The organism is Arthrobacter sp. TJ-238 (genome assembly GCF_058269215.1).
Map to the genome: position 1 here is coordinate 80,325 of NZ_JBZCNH010000008.1, position 17,572 is coordinate 97,896.

Sequence of the window (17,572 nt, forward strand, 5' to 3'; positions counted from 1 at the left end):
GTTCGCTGCAGGGACTGCCCCTCAGGGCCGGGGCCGGGCGGGCGTCGGTCGGTCGCTCTGGCAGCTCACCCTCCACTCCGGCTCCGGTCCGCCGCTTCGAGCCGGGCACCGAGATCCCGCGCCGCCGCGTGGAGCGCCTCGGGGCCCACGACGGTGAACGGCGCACCGAAGCGGACCACGGACGCGAGGACCCCGTCCCACGACCAGGAGCCGATGCTCACCCGGCAGGAGCCCTCGGTGAGCTCCTCGACCATGCCGTCGCCGGCGAACGGCGCAACCTCCCGCAGCGGCAGGTCGATGACCACCTCACCCACGCACGGCCACTGATCGACGGTGTCCGAGCCCTTGAGCCGGGCGGACAGATACGTACTCGCGTCGGCGGCCGGGAGGTCTCGCGGCGTGAACACTGCGCCGGCCGGGGTGCGGGGGGACATCCGGTCGAGGCGGTAGACACGCCAGCCGTCGCGGTCGAGGTCCCACCCGATGACGTACCAGCGGCCGTTCCGGGCCACGATCGCGTGCGGCTGGCACCGCCGCGGCTCGCCCTCGCGGTCATCGAACCGCAGTGTCCTGTGCTCCCGGACAGCGGCGGTGACCGCTTCGAGCACGGCCGGATCCACGCGGACGCCTGGCGTGTCCGCTCCGCTGAACCGGATGCCGTCGATGCGGTGCCGCAGCCGGGAGGGCATGACCTGGCGGATCGTGGCGAGCGCCCGCTCCGCCGCCACGTCGAGGTCGACGCCGGAGGCCGGCGCGTTCTGCAGCGCGACGGCGACCGCGACGGCCTGGTCGTCGTCGAACAGCAGGGGTGGCAGGTCCGATCCCGCCGCCATCCGGTAGCCGCCGTCGGGCCCCTTGATGGCGCGGATGCGGTAGCCGAGCTCCCGCAGCCGGTCGACATCACGGCGGACCGTCCGCGGCGTCACGCCCAGGCGCTCTGCGAGGACGTTCCCGGGCCAGACACGCTGCGCCTGCAGGACGGAGAGCAGCGCCAACAGCCGTGCGGAACTTCCGGTCATGTCCATCAGTATGCGTGCAGTAGAGGACCGCGCCTGACCTCTTCTCCCGCCATAGTGGTTCCCGGTCGGCATCCCCGCCGGTCGATCACCAGGGAAAGAGCACACCTCATGAGCATCAAGACCACTACGCACCTGAACTTCCGCGGCACCGCACGCCCGGCCCTCCACTTCTACCAGGGCGTGTTCGGCGGCCACCTCGATCTGGCCACCTACGGGGACTTCGGGATGCCGCAGGACGCGCCCGGATCCGACAGGGTGGTCTTCGGGCAGCTCGAGAACGAGGACGGGTTCCGTGTCATGGCCTACGACGTGCCGGGGCAGGACGCCGACCCGGCGGCGACCGCGGGCACCACCCGCCGCGAGCACGGGACCACCGTCACCGACCGCACCTTCTTCCAGTCCGTGCGGGCCGGGACCCTCGAGGAGGTCACCGCCTACTGGGACGCCCTCGCCGACGGCGCCACGGTCGTCGAACCGCTCGCCGCCTCGGCCTGGACGCCGGGGTTCGGGATGCTCACCGACCGCTTCGGCGTGACATGGGTCCTCGACGTCGAACCCGCAGGCGGGGTCACGGACCGAGTCTGACGTCGTCGCCCTGGAGGTCGGCCCGGAAACCGTCGCCCTCCACGGTGACGTCCCGGAGCACCAGGCCCTCCGGCAGACCCTCGATCTCGTGCTCGATGGTCACGAGGCTCCGCACGATGGCGGCGGTGGGCCCGGACAGGAAGTCCGGCCCGCCGACGTCGATCGACTGCGGCTCCATCACGAGCCGTCCCGCCTCGACCTCGACCGTGCCCGTGGCGGTGACGCGCACGTCGCGGCCGAGCGTCTCGACGGTGCGGACCACGGTCGCCTGGCCGCCGTCGGCGGCCCGCACTTCCGCGCCGCCGCCGAGTTCGCCGGCCACGACGTCGAACGGCACGGTCGCGTCCACGGAGAGCCGGGCAGCAACCAACCCGTCGGGCCCCGTGACCACGTCCTGTCCGACGGCCCGGACGTCGCGGAGCGTGGAGCCCTCGGACACCACCGTGCCGGCGTCCAGCGTCAGATCACCCAGCCACACCTCGTCCGCGCGCAGATCCGCTGGAGCCTCCGTGTCCGGCGCGGCGCCGGGCGATGACGGCTCGGGCCCGGCGTCGCCACCGTCGGCCGGGTCGCTCACCACCCACCAGAGGATCACCACCGCGACCGCCAGGAGGAGGAGCATCCCCAGAGCACCGATCAGCCAGTCCTTCGCGCGCGTCCACCTCATCAGAACAGTCTGATGGCTCACCGCCCCGGGCCGGCGCGCCGACACCGGCACCGTCGGCCTGGTATCCCTGTCCCGGCGGTCCGGTCACTCTGGTCACCGGTCGTCCCGGCGGCTATCGTCGTTCGTCCGGGGCCGCAGGGCCCTGGCGGCCGTCCGGGAGGGGATGCCATGAGGATACTGCTCGTGACCGCGGGATCCCGGGGAGATGTGGAGCCGTTCGCAGTCCTCGCGCGGCGTGCGCAGGCCGCCGGTCATGCCGTGCGTCTGGTGCTTCCGGACAACTCCGGGGTCGATGTCTCCGGGCTGGATGCGGTGAGCCTCGGGGTCGACTACTCGGGACTGATCCAGCAGCAGGGCGTCTCCCTTGCGGCGGTGCTCCGCTCGTACCGCTCGGTGGTGCGGCCGGCCATGCGCCAGGTCCTCGTCGGATCTGCGCGGGCCGCACTCGACGCCGTTCCGGACGTGCTCGTCGCCCACCCGAAGATCCTGTCCGCTCCGCTGATCGCGGACGGCCTCGGCATCCCGTTCGTCTGGGTCGAGCTGGTCCCCGCGATGACGCCGACGGCGGCGTTCCCGGCGGCGGGGACCGTCACGCGGAGCCTGGGCCCGTTCAACCGGCTCACCTACCAGGCCGCGGCCGGTGGCGCGGCCATGTTCCGGCAGGACCTGTCGGACGTGGCGAGGCTGGTCGGCGGGCAGGCGTCGGCTCGTCCCCCGGCCTCGGCGACACTCATGCCCATCAGTCCCGCGATCCTGCCGCGGCCCGCGGACTGGCCGCCGGGCGTCCACCTGACCGGTCCGTGGCGTGCGGCGGCACCGGCGGCGATCCCCCACGAGGTGTCCGACTTCATCTCGGCCGGCGGTTTCGTGTACGCGGGGTTCGGTTCCATGGTGGCCGGCGACCCGCTCGCCCGAGCACGGGCGGTGGTCAACGGTATCCGCGCCACCGGGTCCCGCGCGCTGCTCGCCACGGGCCTCGGCGGGCTGGCACTACCTCCCGACGTCGCCGGAGCCGATGTGCTGGTCACGACGTCGGTACCCCACGACGCCGTCCTGCCGCGGGCCGCAGCGGCCGTCCACCACGGGGGCATCGGGACGGTCCAGGCGGCGACGGCGGCCGGCACCGTCTCGGTGGTGGTGCCATTCATCGCGGACCAGCCCTTCTGGGGCGCGAGACTGCACGACAGCGGTCTGGGTCCCGCGCCGATCCGGCGGCGCGCACTGACGTCACCCCGTCTTGCGGACGCTCTCAGGCAGGTCGATCAGTACCGCCCGGCCGTACGCGACGCGGCCCATGCCATGGCGGCCGAGGACGGGCCGGCCAACGCGCTGGCCGTCCTGGAGGACCTGCACCGCTGACGACCTGCTGCGCCGCACCTCAGCCGCGGGGCCGCAGGTCGTAGATCCGCCGGAGCTTCCCGCTGGAGCGCACCAGCGATCCCTGCTCCACGACGGCGACGGCGCACGTGGAGCCGATGTGCGTCTTGATCAGGTGCCGGAGCTCCTCGGCGGCCGCGGCGGCGTCGGCCGCGCTGACGCCCTCCCGCGGCTCCACCCGGACGGTCAGCTGGTCCATCCGCTGCCCGTCCGGGCGGGTCAGTTCGAGCTGGAAGTGCGGGCTGAGGGCCGGGATGCCCAGTGCCAGCTCCTCCACCTGCGTGGGGAAGAGGTTCACGCCGCGCACGATCACCATGTCATCACTGCGACCGGTGATGCGCTCCATACGGCGCATGCCGGGGCGGGCGGTGCCGGGCAGCAGGCGCGTGAGGTCGTGGGTGCGGTACCGGATGATGGGCAGCGCCTCCTTCGTCAGGGACGTGAAGACGAGCTCGCCCGCCGTGCCGTCGTCCTGCACCTTCTCCGTGAACGGGTCGATGATCTCGGGGCGGAAGTGGTCCTCCCAGACGTGCAATCCGTCCTTGGACTCCACGCACTCGCCCGCGACGCCTGGGCCCATCACCTCGGACAGGCCGTAGATGTCGCACGCGTCGAAGCCCATGCGCCCCTCGAGTTCCTGCCGCATGCCTTCCGTCCACGGCTCGGCGCCGAGCACGCCGGTCTTCAGCGTGGTGGAGGACGGGTCGATGCCGGCCGCGGCCATGGTGTCGAGGATGGTCAGCAGGTACGTGGGCGTGGCGAGGATGGCGTCGGGCTCGAAGTCCCGGATGAGCTGGACCTGCCGCTCGGTCTGGCCTCCGGAGATCGGGATGACGGTGCAGCCGAGGCGTTCCGCGCCGGCGTGCGCGCCGAGGCCACCCGTGAACAGGCCGTACCCGTAGGCGTTGTGGACCTTCCACCCGGCCTTCACGCCGGAGGCGCGCAGCGAGCGGGCCACCAGCGACGCCCACCGGTCGAGGTCACCGGCGGTGTACCCGACGACGGTCGGCTGGCCCGTGGTGCCCGATGACGCGTGGACGCGCGCCACCTGCGACTGCGGCACCGCGAACATGCCGAACGGGTAGGTGCTGCGCAGGTCCTCCTTGGTGGTGAAGGGGAACTTCGCCAGGTCCGTCAGCTCGCGGAGGTCGTCGGGGTGCACACCGACGTCGTCGAACTTCCGCCGGTACAGGGGCACGTTCGCGTAGGCGTGCGCGAGCGTGGCCCGCAGCCGCTCGAGCTGCACCGATTCGAGGTGGTCGCGCGACCACGTCTCCTCCGCGTCGAGCGTGGCGGGGTCCGCGGCCGAGGCCCGGAGGGGAAGGGTGGTCATGGCTGCTCCTTCGCAGGGTGGATCGGGGGACGGGTGACGCCGCGGGCCGGCATCAGAGGACGGAGCCGACGGCGCGGGCCGCCTCGGCCACGCGGGCGCCGATCTCCTCGACGGGCCGGTCGCTGCGGAGGTAGACGACGGCGAGGGCTGCGGGCAGCTGTCCGCGCACGGCGATGGGGGCCGCCACGGAGCCGACGCCCGGGATGACCTCGTCCCGACTCACCGCGTACCCGGCGGCGGCCGCGGCCCTCGACGCCTCCCGGTACGGCTCCCCCGGAGCGAGACGTTCCCAGCGCGCCTCGGTCAGGGCGGACTGGATGGCGATGCCCGGCGCTCCGGCGTCGAACCGGTGACGGGAGCCCGGCCGCTGCACGAGCGTCCCCTCGCCGTGCGGCGGCTCCACGGCCACGAGGGTGACACAGTGGCTCCGGTCCCACACGGCGATGAAGGCGGTCATCTGCAGCTCGGCCGCGACCGCCGTGAGGACCGGCAGGGCCGCCGTCTGCAGCCTCGGCGCCACTCCCCGGGCCAGGCTCGCGAGGCCGGGACCGGGCTGGAAACGCCCGCCCGCGTCCCGAACCACGAGGGAGTGCTCCTCGAGCGTCCGCAGGATCCGGTAGGCGATCGATCGGTGGACGCCCAGCGATTCGGCGATCTCCGCCGTCGTCCGTCCCTCCGGCGCCTCGGCGAGGATCTCCAGGGTGCGGAGCCCGCGCGAGAGCGTCTGGGAGGCGGGAGCCGCCGTCGTCGTTCCCTCCGCCGTCCCCATATCAGGCGAACGCCCGCCCGGCGGCCCGACCGGACCCCGCCAGCAGCGGGGCGAAGAAGGCAGCAAGGCCCGTGGTGTCCGCCAGGGGCAGCACGTGCGCCACGTACTGGTCCGGGCGGACGACGACGACGGCCCCGGCCCGGGCGATGCCGCGCAGGTCGAAGATGTCGGCGGAGGGATCCGCGGCGTACACCTTCTCGTAGTCGGTGAGCCCGAAGGGCCCGGTGGCGGGCTTGAACTCCGGCGGCACGCTCCCGATGTCCACCCGGGTGTGGTCCTGCTGGTAGACGACCTTCACGTCGAACCAGGCGTCCCGGTCGGCGCCGTCCGGCATCGCGGCGAGCGGCGAGTCCGGGGACCCTCCGATCCACGCGGCGAAGTCCGCGACGCCCGACGCCTCCCCCGGCTCCTTGGGGTCGGCGAAGACGTAGATGCGCCAGCGCCCGTCGGCCGTCGCATGATGGCCGAGGTGCAGGGGGACACCGTCGCACACCCTGACCACCGGCGCGGACTTGAAGCGCTTGCCGATCGGGAACCCGCCGGCCAGGTCCTGGTGCGCGGGCTCGGCGACGAGCAGGGACGGTGCGTACTGGGTCCGGAAGCCGGCGGGGAACTCGGCGGTGCTGACGTAGAAGTCCTCGAGTTCGGACGGGTCGGCGAAGTCCTCGGGCTTCCGGGCCATGAGCGCCGACCACTCCTTGTCGAACTCGATGAGGTCCTTCGCCACCACCTGGCGCTCGGCGGAGTACGTGGCCAGCAGGGCCTCGGGGCTTCGCCCCTCGAGCACGTGGCCGAGCTTCCAGCCGAGGTTGAAGCCGTCCTGCATGGAGACGTTCATGCCCTGGCCGGCCTTGGCGCTGTGGGTATGGCAGGCGTCGCCCGTGATGAAGACGCGCGGTGTCCGGGTGCCGAGGTGTTCCGGCAGGACGTCGTCGAACCGGTCGGTGAGGCGGTGGCCCACCTCGTACACGCTGTGCCAGGCGACGTTCCTCACGTCGAGGGTATAGGGGCTGAGGATCGTGTTGGCCTTCGCGATGATCTGCCCGATCGTGGTGCTGCGGATGGTCCCCTTCGTCGCCGGGTCCACCTCGCCGAGGTCCACGTACATGCGGAACAGGTGGCCGCCCTCCCGCGGGATGAGGAGGATGCTGCCGCCGGACCCCGACTGGATGGCGCACTTGCGGCGGATGTCGGGGAAGTCGGTGACGGCGACCGCGTCCATGACGCCCCACGCGTGGTTGGCCTGGTCACCGGTGAGGCTGCAGCCGATGGCCTGGCGAACCCTGCTGCGGGCGCCGTCGGCCCCCACCACGTACCTGGCGCGGACGGTGCGCTCCTCGCCCTCGTGATCTCCGGTGGTACGCACGAGGGTGACTGCGACGGGGTACTCCTGCGCGTCGTCGACCTCGAGTCCGGCGAACTCGAAGCCGTAGTCGGGCTCCATCCGCGTGGGCGAGTTCTTCATGAACTCGGCGAAGTAGTCGAGGACGCGCGCCTGGTTGACGATCAGGTGGGGGAACTCGCTGATGCCGGTCTCGTCGTCCTCGGGGCGTGCCGTGCGGATGATGCGGGAGGAATCGGCCGGGTCCGGCTTCCAGAAGGCCATCTCGACGATCCGGTAGGCCTCCTCGGTGATGCGCTGGGCGAAGCCGAACGCCTGGAACGTCTCGACGCTGCGGGCCTGGATGCCGTCGGCCTGGCCGATGGGCAGCCTGCCCGGGCGGCGCTCCACGATCCGCGTGGTGATGCCCGGGAACTGCGAGAGCTGCGCAGCGGTGATCATGCCGGCGGGTCCGGTGCCGATGATCAGGACGTCGACCTCGTCGGAGAGCTCCTGCGGACGGTCGAGACCGACACCCGCTGCGGGCTGGATCCGGGGGTCGCCCGAGACGTAACCGTGGTGGTGGAATTGCACGGGCTGTCCTCACTTCGTCGTGGTGGTGCCGCTGCATACAACTACTGCGTTCGATAATCGAACGCCGAGTTCTACTATCGTGACGCCGATGCTAGCCCGGGCAGGAGCAGGACTCAAGGGTGCGGATCGACGACGCCGACTCTGGTCCGAGGATGCCGTATGGCACTACCCGTTCCAGATACGCGCACGCCGACGCGGGGAGATCGTCGCCCAGTGGATGAGTGAGCGTGATGCCCTCATCGGGGAGTCCTTCGACGCCAGGTACCACCCGGTTGCCGTCGAGGGCGACCGGGTGGTCGCACACGGACGGACCGTGTTCCATCACCCGGGTAGTGACCGCGTCGTCACGGCGTACGACAACATCTGGTTCCTGCGGTTCGACCACCCGGGGCGCTGCTCCGAGTTCCATGAGTGGTACGCCGGCCGCCCTGAGGACGAGCCGGATCGGGCGGTCCCTCAGCGCAGCACTGACTGACGGGGTGGACTGCGGATGACGCCACGCGCCAGGACCGGCGTATGCCTCTGTCGCCGCAGGAGACCGTCCTCGAATTCTCGCGTGCCTTCCGGGAGCAGGACGAGGCGCTCGCCCTGTCGTCGAGGTGTACTTCGGCGGGGCCATGTAGGCCGGGCAGCTCGAGCTGACCGGAACCGGCAGCCCGTCCATGCGGGGTCGAGGTCCACGGTCACAAGGGGATCCCCGGCCACTCTGCGGGGTGGATCAGGCGAAAACGAGGTCGACCCGTCGGGAGTAGCGGGCCGGGTGAGGAACAGGTGATGCTTGATGGTCCGGCCCGTGGCGCGTCGAGCCCCGCGGGCGAACGGTTCCAGCGCCTTGCTGCTCCCGGTTCTCGTGGTGACTGCCGGTCAGGGGTGGTGCAGTGGATCGGTAGGTGTGGCCGGTGGGCGTGCGGAGCTCGATGGTGTGCCGGGCGCCGGGTCCAGCCCTCGCGGTCGGGGTGGTTTTCCAGCCGGGGAGTTCCTTGGTGTGGTTGCACGCCTCGCAGAGCCCTGCCCCGTTGGACAGACTCGTGGGCCCGTCATCGTGCCAGGGCACGATGTGGTCGTAATGCCGGATCGGCGCATCACAGTACGGCGTCCGACACGCATCATCCCGGGCCCGAATGAAGAGACGCTGCCCCGGCGTGAACAGCCGGGCCTTCGAATCGACCGCCACCAACTCCCCGGCGACCGGAGCGGTGTACAGCCTTCGGAGCCACACCTCGAACCCCTGTCGGGAGTCCTCCCGGCGGACGGAGCGCGGCTCCTGTCCTGATCCCGATCCGGGCTCGGCTCCGGCAGAGACTCCGACCGGGAGTCCGGCTGCGTGCCCGGTGGGCTGTTCGGTGGGCTGTTCGGTGAGGATCGTCCGTGCCCATGCGGCGGGCACGATCCCGTACCCGGGCACCCGGGCCGGCTCAGTGTCGCCCTGGAACAGGGCCCGGTCGGTCATGATCAGCTGCACCTCGACCCGCGACACCCCGCCCGGCACCCCGGTGACCCGCTCGACCAGGGCATCGGCCATCACCTGGCCCCGATCCCGCTCATCGCCCTGAGCCCGGCACGTGTCGGCGTACCGCGTGAGCTCGGCATGCACCGCCACCCCCTCGGTCACAGGCAGCAGGGCCGTCAGATAGGTCATGGTGTCCGGTGCCGGGCGCAGGCTCACGCACCGGTCCCTCGCCGCACGGGCCGCCCGCCCGACGACCGAGCGGGGATCCCTGCGATACGCCGCCGCCCGCGCGGCAGCGACGATCCGCCGGGTCCCGGCCCCCTCGAACACTCCCGTCTCAGCGCTGAGGTCCTCATCGACCGCGCACCGATCCGCCGCCGACAGGCACGCGGTCTCCCGCACCAGCAGCGCCGCCCGCCACTCACTGACCTGTCCCGATTCCAGGGCCGTGAGCGTATGCGGCATCTCCGTCACCAGCGCCCGCGCCAACCCCACCAGCATCCCGCCCCGGGCCGGGGATTCCCGCCGGGCCAATCCCACCTGCGCCGCCACCCCCTTGCCCCGCTCGGCGGCCGGCACACCGGCCGCCGCCTGGGCCGTGCGCTCGGCCAGGTCGAAGGCGACCGTGGTCCGTGCCTGGCGGGCAGAGACCAGGGACTTCAGATCCTCACACGCCCTGATCTCCTCGATCGACTCCGCACCACCGGACCCAGGCGCAAGAGACGCCAACGCGCCGATCAGATCCCGCACCGATGTGATCCTCACGAAACCCGGCGGGACAGCGGCATCCCGTTCACCAACCGACGGGACAGAGACAGCAGCGGCACGGGAGCCAAGGGTGGAAGACGCAGCAGCACGCCGCGAAACAACACCGAAACCGGCGGGTTCACACGGAGCATCCTTGCTGCTGTCCATACCCCATGATCCCGCCCACCACCGACACTATGAGGTCCGCATGTCCCGTTGTCGGACGCGGATTCTCGACAGATCAGAACTCACCCCGCATCCGGATCCTCCCGCCTCGACGATCGAGAATCGCCTCCAGTCCGGGCCACGGATCACCCGCTCTAGCAAGTCCTGTCCGGGCAGGAAGTTGATGCCACCGGCGGATGTACAGGCGTAGCGTTGTTGTGAACTGCTCGAAAAAAACCGTCCTTGAGAGCCCGCCGTGAGGAGCACACCCATGACCGACGTCGCCAGCCAGCCGCCTGCCGAAGGGGACGACCGCGCCGTCCTGACGAACCGCCAGGGCCACCAGGTCTACGACAACCAGAACTCGCGGACCGTCGGCGCCCGAGGCCCGGCCACCCTGGAGAACTACCAGTTCCTCGAGAAGATCAGCCACTTCGACCGCGAGCGCATCCCGGAGCGTGTCGTGCACGCCCGCGGATTCGTCGCCTTCGGTGAGTTCGAGGCGACTGGCATGTGGGGCGACGAGCCCATCTCCCGTTACACCCGCGCGAAGCTCTTCTCCGAAGCGGGCAAGAAGACCGATGTCGCCATCCGCTTCTCGACCGTGATCGGCGGCCGTGACTCGTCCGAGGCCGCCCGCGATCCCCGCGGCTTCGCCGTCAAGTTCTACACCGAGGACGGCAACTGGGACCTCGTGGGGAACAACCTCGCCGTCTTCTTCATCCGCGATGCCATCAAGTTCCCCGACGTCATCCACTCGCTGAAGCCGGATCCCATCACCTTCCGGCAGGAGCCGGCCCGCATCTTCGACTTCATGTCGCAGACACCCGAGTCCATGCACATGCTCGTGAACCTCTTCAGCCCCCGTGGGCTCCCGGCCGATTACCGCCACATGCAGGGTTTCGGCGTGAACACCTACAAGTGGGTCAATGCGGACGGCGACACCAAGCTGGTCAAGTACACGTGGCAGCCGCACCAGGGCGTGAAGAGCCTGACCGAACAGGATGCCGCGAACATCCAGGCCACGGACCTCGGCCACGCCTCGAAGGACCTGCATGAGGCCATCGAGCGCGGCGAGTACCCCAGGTGGGACCTGTACGTGCAGCTCATGGACGACAATGATCACCCGGAACTCGACTTCGACCCGCTCGACGACACCAAGACGTGGCCCGAGCAGGACTTCGAGCCCAAGCTCGTCGGCACCATGACACTGAACCGCAACGTCTCGGACCACCACAACGAGAACGAGCAGATCTCCTTCGGCACCGGCGTCCTGGTCGACGGACTGGATTTCTCCGACGACAAGATGCTGGTGGGCCGCACCTTCAGCTACAGCGACACGCAGCGCTACCGGGTGGGCCCCAACTACCTGCAGTTGCCCGTGAACTCGGCGAAGAACGCCCCCGTGCACACGAACCAGCGCGGCGGGCAGATGTCCTTCGGGACCGACCTCGCGCCGGGGCAGAACCCCCACGTCAACTACGAGCCCTCCATCACGGGCGGGCTCCGCGAGGGCCAGTACCCCACACATGACGAGCAGGGGCCGGAGATCTCCGGACGCCTGACCCGCAAGCGCATTCCGCTCACCCAGGACTACCTGCAGGCGGGCCAGCGGTACCAGCTGCTCGAGCAGTGGGAGAAGGACGACCTCGTGGGCAACTTCGTCACGCTGATCGGGCAGGCCGCGCGCGCCGTGCAGGAACGCATGGTCTGGCACTTCTACCTCGTCGACGACGAACTCGGAGCCCGCGTCGGTGAAAACCTGGGCATCGGCGTCGACGAGATCAAGGACCTGCCGCCCCTCGCCAGCCAGACCCTGTCCGACGACGAGTTGGATCGCCTGAAGAACCTGGGCAACAACGGCCCGCGCGATGTCGAAGGACTCACCATGACGCACTGCGTGCCCAACGAGCACGTGGTCGTCACCCGCTGATCCCGCCTCGGTACCTCCGGTCTCCGCAGACGAAAGGATCTCAGGTGTCGTGATCGAGCACCGCTGCCACGGCCTCGATCCCGACGAGCTGGTGGTCGTACCCGAGGACCGTCACACCCAGCAGCGTGCTCTGCGCGTCATGGTCCACGTCCTCGGATGGGCAGCCGGCCGACGCCGGTGCCGATGACGTCGTCGGCACCGGCGTCGATGGCCGTGCCGCGAGCTTCCCCCGGGGAACGTGCGCACGGCCCTCACTTCCGGAGAGATCGAACGGTAGAGTCACGGCGGGGGATCATTCTTCGGGGCCGGGCACTCAGCCTGCATCCCGCCCTTTCGTGCTCGCACCACTCCACGCTTCCCGCGCGCCTTTGCACGCGCGGAAGACATCACGCAGAAGGAATCACCATGACTCAGCAGCCCTACAGCACCCTGCAGAGCGCCGATGGCGTCTCGCCCGAGGCCGGCAAGGCCAGGACCACATCCCTGGTGCTCGGCATCATCGGCCTGTTCATCTTCGGGATCATCCTCGGCCCTCTCGCCATCATGCAGGCGAACAAGGCCGAGCGGCTCGGTGCACGCGCAACAGCAGGGAAGGTGCTCGGCATGATCTGCACGATCTTCGGCATCATCTCCATCATCTTGACTGTGCTCCACTTCGTATAGGTCCCGGACCCCGCCACGCCCTTGACGGGCCCTCCCACCCCTGCCTAGGCTTCGTATACGATTTCGTACTCGACGAGGAGCCGCGGGTGGAACAGGTCGACGAGGGCATTCTGGCCGCCGCCCGCAAGGTCATCGCGGTGCACATCAACTACCCCAGCCGGGCCGCCCAACGGGGCCGTACCCCCGAGCAGCCCTCGTACTTCCTGAAGCCGTCGTCGTCCCTCGCACTGTCCGGCTCCGCCGTCGAGCGCCCCGCCGGCTGCGAACTGCTCGGGTTCGAGGGTGAGATCGCGCTCATCATCGGCACCCCTGCCCGCAGGGTCTCCCCCAGTGAGGCGTGGAGCCACATCGGCTGGGTCACCGCCGGCAACGATCTCGGCGTGTACGACCTCCGCCATGCCGACAAGGGCTCGAACCTGCGCTCCAAGGGCGGTGACGGCTTCACACCCGTAGGTCCAGGCCTCCTGCCCGCGGACTCCCTCGACCCCGCCGCCCTCACCCTCCGCACCTGGCACAACGGCGCCCTCGTCCAGGACGACACGACGGCCGACCTCCTCTTCCCGTTCACCCGGCTCATCGCCGACCTGTCGCAGCTGCTGACCCTCGAACCCGGCGACATCATCCTCACGGGCACGCCGGCCGGAGCGTCCGTCGCCGTCCCCGGAGACGTGCTCGAGGTCGAGGTCGGCGCCGGCGCCCTGTCCACCGGACGCCTCACCACCCGCGTGAGCGAGGGCACGACGTCGCTGGCCGGGTTCGGTGCCCGGCCGAGGGTCGACGACGTCCAGCGTGAGGAGGCCTACGGGTCGCGCGAGGCGGCCGGACTACCCGCACCCGAGCCGGCGACCGCGCTCACCCCGGATCTGAAGGTGAAACTCGAGAGCGTCTCCACCGCCACCCTCTCCTCCCAGCTGCGCAAACGCGGCCTGGACAACGTCAGCATCGACGGACTCACCTCCACGCGGCCGGGACGGCGCGTGGTCGGGCTCGCCCGTACACTGCGCTACGTGCCGAACCGCGAGGACCTGTTCAAGCAGCACGGCGGAGGCTACAACGCGCAGAAACGGGCCATCGACACCGTGAACGAGGGCGAGATCCTCGTGATGGAGGCCCGCGGCGAGAAGGGCACCGGCACCATCGGGGACATCCTCGCCCTCCGGGCCGAGGTGCGTGGCGCCGCGGCGATCATCACGGACGGCGGTGTCCGGGACTTCGCGACGGTCGCCGCGATGGACATGCCCACCTACTACGCCAACCCGCACCCCGCAGTGCTGGGGCGGCGCCACATCCCGTGGGACACCGACATCACCATCGCCTGCGGCGGCACCACCGTCCAGCCGGGCGACATCATCGTCGCCGACGCCGACGGCATCCTCGTGATCCCGCCGGCTCTCGCCGTCGAACTGGCCGAGGACGCGATCGCGCAGGAGCGCGAGGAGACGTTCATCGCCCGGATGGTCGCCGAGGGGCACGGCGTCGACGGACTGTACCCGCTGAACGCCGCCTGGCGGGCGCGGTACGAGGAATGGGAGGCGGGGCAGCGCGATGACTGAGGTGACCGGGACCACGCACAACGCGGCCGCGGAGGGCAGCAAGTCGCAGCAGGCCTATGCCGCCGTCACGGCGCGGATCGTCGACGGCACCTATCCACCCGGGCACCGCCTCGTCCTCGCCGCGATCGCGCAGGACCTCGGCGTGAGCGTGGTGCCCGTGCGGGAGGCGATCCGGCGCCTCGAAGCCGAGGGCCTGGTGACCTTCCAGCGCAACGTCGGCGCCACGGTCGCGGGGATCGACCCCACCGAGTACCTCTACACGATGCAGACCCTGAGCCTCGTCGAAGGCGCCGCGACGGCCCTGTCCGCCCCCTTCATCGGCGCGGGGGACGTGGCCCGCGCGCGCTCGGTCAACGAGGAGATGCGCGCCTGCCTGGAGCGCTTCGACCCGGTGCGCTTCACACGGCTCAACCAGGACTTCCATGCCATCCTCTTCGAGCACTGCCCGAACCCGCACATCCTCGACCTCGTGCACCGCGGCTGGAACCGCCTGGCATCGCTGCGGTCCTCGACCTTCCGCTTCGTCCCGGGCCGTGCACGCGACTCCGTGGCGGAACACGAGGGACTGCTCCGCCTGATCGAGGAGGGGGCCGACGCCGACGCGATCGAACGGGCGGCCCGCTCCCACCGCAGTGCCACCCTCGACGCCTACCTGGCGCACGCCCAGGACACCCGCGCATGACGTCCCAGCCCCCGATCCCGCCCAGAACCACCGTGAGGACCCACCGATGACCACGACCGGCGCCGTGACCGAGCAGTACGTCCCCCAGGGCCTGCCCTCCTCCATCCAGCACTACATCGCAGGGCGCTTCGTGGACTCCGTGAACGGTGCCACCTTCGACGTGCTCGACCCCGTGTCCAACACCCCGTACGCCACCGCAGCGGCCGGGCAGCAGGAGGACATCGATCTCGCGGTCGCCGCTGCACGGGAGGCCTTCACGAACGGGCCCTGGCCCCGCATGAAGCCCCGTGAACGCGCCCGGATCCTCAACCGGATCGCCGACGCCGTCGAGGCCCAGGAGGCACGCCTCGCGGAACTCGAGACCTTCGACACCGGTCTGCCCATCACGCAGGCGAAGGGCCAGGCGCTGCGCGCCGCGGAGAACTTCCGCTTCTTCGCGGACCTCATCGTGGCGCAGTTCGACGACGCCATGAAGGTCCCGGGTTCGCAGATCAACTACGTGAACCGCAAGCCCATCGGCGTGGCAGGACTCATCACGCCGTGGAACACGCCCTTCATGCTCGAGTCCTGGAAGCTCGCGCCCGCACTGGCGACGGGCAACACCGTGGTCCTGAAGCCGGCCGAGTTCACGCCCCTCTCCGCATCGCTCTGGGCGCAGATCTTCAAGGACGCGGGCCTGCCCGACGGCGTGTTCAACCTCGTCAACGGACTCGGCGAGGAGGCCGGCGACGCCCTCGTGAAGCACCCGGACGTGCCGCTGATCTCCTTCACCGGCGAGACCACCACGGGCCAGACGATCTTCCGGAACGCCGCGGCCAACCTCAAGGGACTCTCCATGGAGCTCGGAGGGAAGTCGCCCTGCATCGTCTTCGCGGACGCGGACATCGACGCCGCCATCGACTCGGCCCTCTTCGGCGTGTTCTCCCTCAACGGCGAACGCTGCACCGCGGGCTCCCGCATCCTCGTCGAGCGCCCCGTGTACGCCGAGTTCTGCCAGAAGTACGCCGCCCGCGCGAAGACCATCGTCGTCGGCGACCCCCACGACCCGAAGACCGAGGTCGGCGCCCTCGTGCACCCCGAGCACTTCGAGAAAGTGGCCTCCTACGTCGAGATCGGCAAGACCGAGGGCCGGCTCCTCGCCGGCGGCGGCCGCCCCGAGCACCTCCCGCACGGCAACTACATCGCCCCCACCGTCTTCGCCGACGTCTCCCCCGACGCCCGGATCTTCCAGGAGGAGATCTTCGGCCCCGTCGTCGCCATCACCCCCTTCGACACCGACGCCGAAGCCCTGGAACTCGCGAACAACACGAAGTACGGGCTCGCTGCCTACATCTGGACGCAGAACCTCACCCGGGCCCACACCTTCGCCCAGAGCGTCGAGGCAGGCATGGTGTGGCTCAACAGCCACAACGTCCGCGATCTCCGCACGCCTTTCGGCGGCGTGAAGTCCTCGGGCCTGGGCCACGAGGGCGGCTACCGCTCCATCGACTTCTACACCGACCAGCAGGCCGTGCACATCACGCTCGGCACCGTCCACACGCCGAAGTTCGGCAGCATCGAAGACTCCGCCGCCAACGAAGGCTGACACCCCGCCCGCTCGACGAAGAGAGAACCACCATGGCCCAGCCCATTCCCACGCCCTCGGTTCCCGCCCCGGACATCGTGCGCTGCGCCTACATGGAGATCGTTGTCACCGACCTCGCGAAGTCCCGCGAGTTCTACGTCGACGTCCTGGGCCTGCACGTCACCGAGGAGGACGACGAGGCGATCTACCTGCGTTCCTTCGAGGAGTTCATCCACCACAACCTCGTACTCCGCAAGGGACCTATCGCCGCCGTCGCGGCCTTCGCCTACCGCGTGAAGTCCCCCGCCGAGGTCGACGCCGCCGAGGCCTACTACCGCGAACTCGGCTGCCGCACCGAACGCCGCGCAGGCGGCTTCACGAAGGGCGTCGGGGACTCCGTCCGCGTCGAGGATCCGCTGGGCTTCCCCTACGAGTTCTTCTACGACGTCCAGCATGTCGAACGCCTTACCCAGCGCTACGACCTCTACTCCGCCGGTGAACTGGTGCGCCTGGACCACTTCAACCAGGTCACCCCCGACGTACCGCGCGGGCGGGCGTACCTCGAGGACCTCGGCTTCCGTGTCTCCGAGGACATCCAGGACTCCGACGGTGTCACCTACGCCGTGTGGATGCACCGCAAGCAGACCGTCCACGACACCGCCCTGACCGGCGGCAACGGTCCCCGCATGCACCACGTCGCGTTCGCGACCCATGAGAAGCACAACATCATCCAGATCTGCGACAAGATGGGCGCCCTGCGCATCAGCGACCGCATCGAGCGCGGCCCCGGGCGCCACGGCGTCTCCAACGCCTTCTACCTCTACATCCTCGACCCGGACGGGCACCGCATCGAGATCTACTGCCAGGACTACTACACGGGCGACCCGGACAATCCGACCATCACGTGGGACGTCCACGACAACCAGCGCCGCGACTGGTGGGGCAACGCCGTCGTGCCCTCCTGGTACTCGGAGGCCTCCCTCGTGCTCGACCTCGACGGCAACCCCCAGCCCGTCGTGGCCCGCGAGGACAGGAGCGAGATGGCCGTGACCGTCGGTGCCGACGGCTTCTCCTACACGCGCAGGGACGACGACGGCGCGGCCGAGGGCTTCAAGCTCGGCACCCAGCTCTGAGACCCGCAGGAGGACAC

15 protein-coding genes and 1 pseudogene are annotated in these 17,572 nt (G+C 70.2%); 9 read left to right on the top strand and 7 right to left on the bottom strand.

The features are described from left to right. Positions 1 to 65: 65 nt before the first annotated feature. Positions 66 to 1,019, bottom strand: coding sequence for a helix-turn-helix transcriptional regulator (locus tag AC4D2O_RS16415; RefSeq protein ID WP_490908421.1), 954 nt, complete (start codon positions 1,017 to 1,019; stop codon positions 66 to 68). Between the two features lie 108 nt (positions 1,020 to 1,127). On the opposite strand from AC4D2O_RS16415, the gene AC4D2O_RS16420 reads away from it, so the two are divergent. Then, complete coding sequence (locus AC4D2O_RS16420; RefSeq protein ID WP_490908422.1) at positions 1,128 to 1,604, top strand: VOC family protein; 477 nt, start codon at positions 1,128 to 1,130, stop codon at positions 1,602 to 1,604. Here AC4D2O_RS16420 and AC4D2O_RS16425 read toward each other — a convergent pair. Next, on the bottom strand, positions 1,588 to 2,271 hold the full coding sequence (locus AC4D2O_RS16425; protein ID WP_490908423.1) for an LmeA family phospholipid-binding protein: 684 nt from the start codon (positions 2,269 to 2,271) through the stop codon (positions 1,588 to 1,590). The two genes, AC4D2O_RS16420 and AC4D2O_RS16425, sit on opposite strands and share 17 nt — an antisense overlap. 168 nt (positions 2,272 to 2,439) lie before the next feature. Between AC4D2O_RS16425 and AC4D2O_RS16430 the strand changes: the two genes are divergently transcribed. Further along, entirely contained in the window at positions 2,440 to 3,630 is a 1,191-nt protein-coding gene (locus tag AC4D2O_RS16430; RefSeq protein ID WP_490908424.1) for a glycosyltransferase, read from the top strand. Positions 3,631 to 3,649: 19 nt separating this feature from the next. Here AC4D2O_RS16430 and paaK read toward each other — a convergent pair whose 3' ends face one another. Genes paaK through AC4D2O_RS16445 form a run of 3 tightly spaced genes read right to left on the bottom strand, consistent with a single transcriptional unit; the run spans position 3,650 to position 7,665 of the window. Continuing rightward, on the bottom strand, positions 3,650 to 4,981 hold the full coding sequence (gene paaK, locus AC4D2O_RS16435; RefSeq protein ID WP_490908425.1) for a phenylacetate--CoA ligase PaaK: 1,332 nt from the start codon (positions 4,979 to 4,981) through the stop codon (positions 3,650 to 3,652). 52 nt (positions 4,982 to 5,033) lie between these two features. After that, positions 5,034 to 5,750, bottom strand: a complete 717-nt coding sequence (locus AC4D2O_RS16440; RefSeq protein ID WP_490908426.1) for an IclR family transcriptional regulator — start codon at positions 5,748 to 5,750, stop codon at positions 5,034 to 5,036. Between the two features lies 1 nt (position 5,751). Then, on the bottom strand, positions 5,752 to 7,665 hold the full coding sequence (locus tag AC4D2O_RS16445) for an FAD-binding monooxygenase (protein ID WP_490908427.1): 1,914 nt from the start codon (positions 7,663 to 7,665) through the stop codon (positions 5,752 to 5,754). Positions 7,666 to 7,753: 88 nt separating this feature from the next. On the opposite strand from AC4D2O_RS16445, the gene AC4D2O_RS16450 reads away from it, so the two are divergent. Then, the gene (locus AC4D2O_RS16450) at positions 7,754 to 8,140 is read left to right on the top strand and encodes a nuclear transport factor 2 family protein (protein WP_490908493.1); all 387 of its coding nucleotides are present in this window, start codon (positions 7,754 to 7,756) and stop codon (positions 8,138 to 8,140) included. Between the two features lie 243 nt (positions 8,141 to 8,383). On the opposite strand, the gene AC4D2O_RS16455 is transcribed toward AC4D2O_RS16450, so the two are convergent. Then, positions 8,384 to 10,030, bottom strand: a complete 1,647-nt coding sequence (locus tag AC4D2O_RS16455; RefSeq protein WP_490908428.1) for an HNH endonuclease — start codon at positions 10,028 to 10,030, stop codon at positions 8,384 to 8,386. A gap of 268 nt (positions 10,031 to 10,298) precedes the next feature. Between AC4D2O_RS16455 and AC4D2O_RS16460 the strand changes: the two genes are divergently transcribed. Beyond that, positions 10,299 to 11,960 carry a catalase gene (locus AC4D2O_RS16460; protein ID WP_490908429.1) on the top strand — a complete coding sequence of 554 codons (1,662 nt, stop codon included), beginning with the start codon at positions 10,299 to 10,301 and terminating at the stop codon, positions 11,958 to 11,960. Between the two features lie 40 nt (positions 11,961 to 12,000). Here the strand turns inward: AC4D2O_RS16460 and AC4D2O_RS16465 are convergent. Next, positions 12,001 to 12,102, bottom strand: a pseudogene (locus AC4D2O_RS16465) (RidA family protein); the annotation flags it as partial. 263 nt (positions 12,103 to 12,365) lie between these two features. Between AC4D2O_RS16465 and AC4D2O_RS16470 the strand changes: the two are divergent. The 5 genes from AC4D2O_RS16470 to hpaD all read left to right on the top strand — a co-directional run bounded on the left by AC4D2O_RS16470 (position 12,366) and on the right by hpaD (position 17,555). Further along, positions 12,366 to 12,623, top strand: coding sequence for a hypothetical protein (locus AC4D2O_RS16470; protein ID WP_490908430.1), 258 nt, complete (start codon positions 12,366 to 12,368; stop codon positions 12,621 to 12,623). 86 nt (positions 12,624 to 12,709) lie between these two features. Then, complete coding sequence (locus AC4D2O_RS16475; protein ID WP_490908431.1) at positions 12,710 to 14,176, top strand: fumarylacetoacetate hydrolase family protein; 1,467 nt, start codon at positions 12,710 to 12,712, stop codon at positions 14,174 to 14,176. Beyond that, positions 14,169 to 14,858 carry a GntR family transcriptional regulator gene (locus AC4D2O_RS16480; RefSeq protein ID WP_490908432.1) on the top strand — a complete coding sequence of 230 codons (690 nt, stop codon included), beginning with the start codon at positions 14,169 to 14,171 and terminating at the stop codon, positions 14,856 to 14,858. Before AC4D2O_RS16475 ends, AC4D2O_RS16480 begins: the two co-directional genes overlap by 8 nt. Positions 14,859 to 14,904: 46 nt before the next feature. After that, positions 14,905 to 16,443 (top strand): 5-carboxymethyl-2-hydroxymuconate semialdehyde dehydrogenase, encoded by a 1,539-nt coding sequence (hpaE, locus tag AC4D2O_RS16485; protein WP_490908433.1) that lies wholly within the window; start codon positions 14,905 to 14,907, stop codon positions 16,441 to 16,443. Positions 16,444 to 16,475: 32 nt separating this feature from the next. Then, positions 16,476 to 17,555 carry a 3,4-dihydroxyphenylacetate 2,3-dioxygenase gene (gene hpaD / locus AC4D2O_RS16490; RefSeq protein WP_490908434.1) on the top strand — a complete coding sequence of 360 codons (1,080 nt, stop codon included), beginning with the start codon at positions 16,476 to 16,478 and terminating at the stop codon, positions 17,553 to 17,555. Positions 17,556 to 17,572 lie beyond the last annotated feature (17 nt).

Excerpts from the sequence above, each read along its gene's own strand:
- AC4D2O_RS16415 (WP_490908421.1), bottom strand. The coding sequence starts at position 1,019 with ATGACCGGAAGTTCCGCACGGCTGTTGGCGCTGCTCTCCGTCCTGCAG.
- AC4D2O_RS16420 (WP_490908422.1), top strand. The coding sequence starts at position 1,128 with ATGAGCATCAAGACCACTACGCACCTGAACTTCCGCGGCACCGCACGC.
- AC4D2O_RS16425 (WP_490908423.1), bottom strand. The coding sequence starts at position 2,271 with ATGAGGTGGACGCGCGCGAAGGACTGGCTGATCGGTGCTCTGGGGATG.
- AC4D2O_RS16430 (WP_490908424.1), top strand. The coding sequence starts at position 2,440 with ATGAGGATACTGCTCGTGACCGCGGGATCCCGGGGAGATGTGGAGCCG.
- paaK (WP_490908425.1), bottom strand. The coding sequence starts at position 4,981 with ATGACCACCCTTCCCCTCCGGGCCTCGGCCGCGGACCCCGCCACGCTC.
- AC4D2O_RS16440 (WP_490908426.1), bottom strand. The coding sequence starts at position 5,750 with ATGGGGACGGCGGAGGGAACGACGACGGCGGCTCCCGCCTCCCAGACG.
- AC4D2O_RS16450 (WP_490908493.1), top strand. The coding sequence starts at position 7,754 with ATGCTAGCCCGGGCAGGAGCAGGACTCAAGGGTGCGGATCGACGACGC.
- AC4D2O_RS16455 (WP_490908428.1), bottom strand. The coding sequence starts at position 10,030 with ATGGACAGCAGCAAGGATGCTCCGTGTGAACCCGCCGGTTTCGGTGTT.
- AC4D2O_RS16460 (WP_490908429.1), top strand. The coding sequence starts at position 10,299 with ATGACCGACGTCGCCAGCCAGCCGCCTGCCGAAGGGGACGACCGCGCC.
- AC4D2O_RS16470 (WP_490908430.1), top strand. The coding sequence starts at position 12,366 with ATGACTCAGCAGCCCTACAGCACCCTGCAGAGCGCCGATGGCGTCTCG.
- AC4D2O_RS16480 (WP_490908432.1), top strand. The coding sequence starts at position 14,169 with ATGACTGAGGTGACCGGGACCACGCACAACGCGGCCGCGGAGGGCAGC.
- hpaE (WP_490908433.1), top strand. The coding sequence starts at position 14,905 with ATGACCACGACCGGCGCCGTGACCGAGCAGTACGTCCCCCAGGGCCTG.
- hpaD (WP_490908434.1), top strand. The coding sequence starts at position 16,476 with ATGGCCCAGCCCATTCCCACGCCCTCGGTTCCCGCCCCGGACATCGTG.